Origin of the sequence: Cognatilysobacter segetis (genome assembly GCF_004359965.1) — a bacterium.
In the GTDB taxonomy this organism is placed as follows: domain Bacteria; phylum Pseudomonadota; class Gammaproteobacteria; order Xanthomonadales; family Xanthomonadaceae; genus Cognatilysobacter; species Cognatilysobacter segetis.
This window is the reverse complement of the sequence record NZ_SMRQ01000095.1, coordinates 1-5,185: the sequence shown is the minus strand read 5'-3', so window position 1 is coordinate 5,185 and position 5,185 is coordinate 1. Positions and strand designations below refer to the sequence as shown.

Sequence of the window (5,185 nt, the reverse complement as noted above, 5' to 3'; positions counted from 1 at the left end):
CGAGCGCGCCGGGCCGGTTGTCGACCTCGATCTTGAGCGCGGCGTGGAAATCACCGTGCACCTCGCGATCCCAGCCGATCGGCACCCAGCGATCCGGCGACTTCCGGTACTCGTTGACGTTCGGGCAATCGAGGCGGTGCACGACGATGCCGCGGCCCGCCGTGTGGTAGCCCATGATCTCGTCGCCCGGGACCGGCAGGCAGCAGCTCGCGAACGAGATGACGCCCTTCTCGTGGCCCGTGATGAGGATGCGGTCCTGCGGCGCATGCACGCGATCCTCGACGCGGCGCTGCAGGTTGCCGCTGCCGCGCACCAGCGCGAGCGCGACCTGCTGCGGCATCCGGTTGCCCAGCGCGATCTCGGCCAGCAGCGCCTCCAGGCGCGGAAAGCGGTTCTCGGCGAGGTAGGTTTCCAGGCGCTGCGGCGGCACGCGTTCCAGCGAGGTATCGAGCGCCTCCAGCGCACGGTCGAGCATGCGATGACCGATCTGCACGGCGTCCTCGTGCTCGAGCTGCTTGAGCTGCTGCCGGATCGCGGTGCGCGCCTTGCCGGTGACGACGAATTCGAGCCATTGCGGCTTGGGCGCCGCCGAGCGCGCGGTGATGATGTCGACCCGCTGCCCGCTCGCGAGCTTGGTGCGCAGCGGCACCAGCTTGCCGTCCACGCGCGCCGCCACCGCGGTGTTGCCGATGTCGGTATGCACCGCGTAGGCGAAGTCGAGGGCGGTCGAATTGCGCGGCAGCGACAGGATGTCGCCCTTCGGCGTGAAGACGTAGACCTCGTCCGGGAACAGGTCGACCTTCACGTTCTCGAGGAACTCGAGCGACGAGCCCGCCGAACGCTGGCTCTCGACCAGGTTGGTGATCCAGTGGTGCGCGCGGTTCTGCGCGCTGTTGAAGCCATCGCCACCGAACTTGTACGACCAGTGCGCCGCGATGCCGCGCTCGGCGACGAGGTCCATCTCCTCGGTGCGGATCTGCACTTCGACCGGCGACCCGTACGGCCCGAACAGCACCGTGTGCAGCGACTGGTAGCCGTTCGCCTTCGGGATCGCGATGAAGTCACGGAAGCGCGAGTCCAGCGGCTTGTAGACGCTGTGCGCGACGCCCAGCGCGCGGTAGCAGTCGCCCACGTTGCGCACCACGACGCGGAAGCCGAAGACGTCCATCACCTGCTTGAACGACTTATGTTCCGTGCGCATCTTCGTGTAGATGCTCCACGGCGACTTCACCCGGCTCACCAGCCGGTGGATGAGCTTCTCCTTCGCGAGCTTCTGCGCGAGGTTCGCCTCGATCTGCACGATCAGTTCGCGCCGCATCACCGGCTGCGTGAGGATGCGTCGCGCGATCACCGCATGCCGCCATGGATGCAGCGCGCGGAAGCCGTGGTCCTGCAGCTCGGCCTTGAACAGGTTCATGCCCAGGCGCTGCGCGATCGGCGCGTAGATCTCGATCGTCTCGCGCGCGATCCGCTTGCGCGACTCGGGGCTCTGCGCGCCCAGCGTGCGCATGTTGTGCAGGCGATCGGCGAGCTTGATCAGGATGACGCGCAGGTCGCGGCTCATCGCCAGCAGCATCTTGCGGAAGCTTTCCGCGGCCGCTTCCTGACGGTCGCGGAACTGCAGCTTGTCGAGCTTGGTCACGCCGTCCACGAGCTCGGCGACGGTGTCGCCGAATTCGCCGGCGAGCTGCGCGTGGCTGAGCTCGGTGTCCTCCAGCGTGTCGTGCAGGATGGCCGCGATCAGCGTCTCGACGTCGAGGCCCTGCTCGGCCAGCACCTTCGCCACCGCGACCGGGTGCGTGATGTAGGGCTCGCCCGACTTCCGCGTCTGGCCGGAATGCGCCTCCGCGCCGATCCGCCAGGCCTTGCGCAGCAGCGCGCGCTGGTCGTCGTCGAGATAGGCGGCGGCGCGCTCGAGCTCGAGGACGTACTCCGGCACCTCGTCGGTCGTGACCGGCAAAGGTGCGGCTTTCGGGCTGGCAACGCGATCGAAGGAACTCATCGAATCCGACTATACGGCGGGCCCTGCGACGCGCAACGCTTTTGCGCGCGCCGAATCCACGGCCGGTTCACCGCGATCGTCGATCCGTGACGGCGGGCTGCAACGAAAAAGCCCCGCCGAGGCGGGGCTTCCGGAACACGCGGTGCGACGCGAGGATCAGTCGTCGCCCTTGGACAGGTCGTCGTCGGCGACCACCTCGGCGGCGGCCCATTCCAGCGCCTCGCGCTCCTTGCGCTCGCGCTCGGCCTTCTCGACGGCATCGATGTAATCGGTGTCGATGCGGCGCGCGGCGATCTCGCGCAGGGCGAGCACGGTCGGCTTGTCGTTGGCTTCGTTGTCGAGCTGGGCATCGACCCCGCCGGCGAGCTGGCGGGCGCGCTTGGCGGCCATCATGACGAGCTCGAAACGGTTGTCGACGACCTTCAGGCAGTCTTCTACGGTGATGCGGGCCATGGGGCTCCCGGCGGCCGACTGGCGCGCCACGTGATGCGAAAGGGGCTGGCAGTGTAGGCCCGCCCCGGCGTCGAGGCAAGCCTTTCCTTTGGAATCAGTCAGTTAGCGGGCCCGACCGGCTCAGGACGGGTCGTCGGCCAGCAGCGCCGTGATCAGCCGCGAGTGCCGCGCGACCTGCCGGTCGCGGCGCAGGCGGCTCGCGGTGAAGATCGCGCACATGTCACGCACCGCCGACTCGAAGTCCTCGTTGACCACGAGGTAGTCGAACTCGCCGTAGTGGCTCATCTCGTCGCGGGCGGCGTCGAGGCGCTGCTGCATCACTTCTTCGCTGTCCTGCCCGCGCTTGCGCATGCGCTCCTGCAGGGCCGCGCGCGACGGCGGCAGGATGAACACGCTGATCGCGTCGGGCACCTTGGCGCGGACCTGGCGCGCGCCCTGCCAGTCGATTTCCAGCAGCACGTCCCGTCCGGCATTGAGCTGCGGCTCCACCGACTGCCGGGCCGTGCCCTTCCAGTCGCCGTGCACCAGCGCGTGCTCGAAGAAGTCCCCCGCGGCGACCATCGACTGGAACTCGTCGACGGTCACGAAGTGGTAGTGCTCGGCATGCCGCTCGCCCGGGCGCGGCGCGCGCGAGGTGAACGAGATCGACAGGGCGATGTTGGGGTCGCGTGCGAGCACCGCGTTGACGATGCTCGACTTGCCCGCGCCCGAAGGCGCCGCGACGATGAAGAGGGTTCCGCGCATGGGCCGTTTCGTGGTCTGCGGGTCGGCGGGGCCGGGCTGGCGGAATGCTAACCGCTTTGGCGGCCCGCCGGCCGGGGCGTCATTCGATGTTCTGGACCTGCTCGCGGATCTGGTCGATCAGCACCTTGAGGTCGATCGCCGCCGATGAGGTGCGGCTGTCGACCGACTTCGAGCCCAGCGTGTTGGCCTCGCGGTTGAATTCCTGCAGCAGGAAGTCGAGCCGGCGACCGACCGCTTCGCGCAGCTTGAGCACGCGGCGCGCCTCCGCGAGGTGGGCGTCGAGGCGGTCCAGCTCCTCGTCGACGTCGAGCTTCTGCAGCGCGAGCACCAGTTCCTGCTCGAGCCGGCCCGGATCGACCGGCACCGGCAGGTCGGCCAGCCGGAACTGTAGGCGCGTGCGCTGCCCCTCGCGGATCGCGGGGATGCATTCGCGCACGGTTTCGCGGATCGCGGCGATGCCGTCGAGCCGCTCGACGATCGCCTGCGCGAGCTTGGCGCCCTCGCGCTCGCGCGCCGCGACGAACTCGTCCAGCACGCCATCGAGCAGCGCAAGCGCGTCGGCCTGCAGCGCGGCCGTATCGACACCCTCGCCCTTCACGACGCCGGGGATCTGCAGCAGCTGCGAGAAGTCGGTGCGCAGGCCGGGGAACTCGTTTTCGAGTTCGCGCGACAGGCGCGACAGCTCGGCGAGGCGCGCGCGGTCGACCTGCAGCGCGCCGCCGCCCTCGACGGCCCGGAAGCGCAGGCTCACGTCGACCTTGCCGCGACTGATGCGCGCGGCGATGCGCTCGCGCAGGGCCGGCTCGAGCGCGCGCAGGTCGTCCGGCAGGCGCGTCGCGATCTCGAGGACGCGGTGGTTCACCGAGCGCAGCTCGCAGGCGAGCGTGCCCCACGGCGTGGTCGATTCGCCGCTGGCGAAGGCGGTCATGCTGCGGATGGACATGGCGATTCGGTGCCGGGGCCGCGGGGCGTGGATGGTACGCTCACGCGCCGTCGCCCGGATATCGCCATGAGCGCGACCGCCCCCGCCTCCTTCGCCCGTCCCTCGGGCCGCGCACCCGACGAGTTGCGCCCCGTGCGCATCACGCGCGGCTTCACCCGCCACGCCGAAGGCTCGGTGCTGATCGAGTTCGGCGATACCCGCGTGCTGTGCACGGCGAGCGTCGAGGCCCGCGTGCCCGGCTTCCTGCGCGGCAAGGGCGAGGGCTGGGTCACCGCCGAGTACGGGATGCTTCCGCGCTCGACCAATACCCGCAACGACCGCGAGGCCGCGCGCGGCAAGCAGGGCGGGCGGACGCTGGAGATCCAGCGGCTGATCGGCCGCTCGCTGCGCGCCTGCGTCGACCGCCGGTTGCTCGGCGAGCGCACCATCACGCTCGACTGCGACGTGCTGCAGGCCGACGGCGGTACGCGCACCGCGGCGATCACCGGCGCCTACGTCGCGCTGGTCGACGCGGTGCAGTGGCTGCTCAAGCGCGGCGAGATCAAGCGCGACCCGGTCTTCGGCGGCGTGGCGGCGGTCTCGGTCGGCGTCTACCGCGGCGTCCCGGTGCTGGACCTCGACTATGCCGAGGACAGCGACTGCGACACCGACATGAACGTCGTCATGAACGACGGCGGCGGCTTCATCGAGCTGCAGGGCACCGCCGAGGGCCATGCCTTTCGCCGCGCTGAACTGGAAGCGCTGACCGACCTCGCGGAAGCCGGAATCGCGCAGCTCGTCGCATTCCAGCGCGAGGCCCTGGGCCGCTGATCCACGCGGCCTGCACCGGCCCGGCAGGACGATGCCGCCCATGAGGCTCGTCGTCGCCAGCGGCAACCGCGGAAAGCTCGCCGAGTTCGATCGCCTGCTCGGGCCGCTGGGCTTCGAGTGCGTGCCGCAGTCGGCACTCGGCATCGCGGACGTCGACGAGACGGGCGCGACCTTCGTCGAGAACGCGTTGCTCAAGGCGCGCCACGCCGCGCGCCTCAGCGGGCTGCCGGCGC

6 protein-coding genes are annotated in these 5,185 nt (G+C 70.1%); 2 read left to right on the top strand and 4 right to left on the bottom strand.

Annotation, left to right across the window (positions count from 1 at the left end; genetic code table 11):
- The 4 genes from E4F61_RS13785 to E4F61_RS13770 form a co-directional block, all read right to left on the bottom strand.
- A partial coding sequence (locus tag E4F61_RS13785) for a RelA/SpoT family protein (RefSeq protein ID WP_133480194.1) occupies window positions 1–2,002 on the bottom strand: 2,002 nt, incomplete at its 3' end.
- Window positions 2,003–2,158: 156 nt separating this feature from the next.
- Window positions 2,159–2,455 carry a DNA-directed RNA polymerase subunit omega gene (gene rpoZ, locus E4F61_RS13780; protein WP_133480193.1) on the bottom strand — a complete coding sequence of 99 codons (297 nt, stop codon included), beginning with the start codon at window positions 2,453–2,455 and terminating at the stop codon, window positions 2,159–2,161.
- A 120-nt stretch (window positions 2,456–2,575) separates the two neighbouring features.
- Entirely contained in the window at window positions 2,576–3,199 is a 624-nt protein-coding gene (gene gmk / locus E4F61_RS13775; RefSeq protein WP_133480192.1) for a guanylate kinase, read from the bottom strand.
- Window positions 3,200–3,278: 79 nt separating this feature from the next.
- A complete protein-coding gene (locus tag E4F61_RS13770; RefSeq protein ID WP_133480195.1) occupies window positions 3,279–4,127 on the bottom strand; it encodes a YicC/YloC family endoribonuclease in 849 nt (282 codons plus the stop codon).
- Window positions 4,128–4,208: 81 nt separating this feature from the next.
- On the opposite strand from E4F61_RS13770, the gene rph reads away from it, so the two are divergent.
- Entirely contained in the window at window positions 4,209–4,952 is a 744-nt protein-coding gene (gene rph, locus E4F61_RS13765) for a ribonuclease PH (protein WP_133477488.1), read from the top strand.
- Between the two features lie 40 nt (window positions 4,953–4,992).
- A partial coding sequence (locus E4F61_RS13760) for a non-canonical purine NTP pyrophosphatase (RefSeq protein WP_274380541.1) occupies window positions 4,993–5,185 on the top strand: 193 nt, incomplete at its 3' end.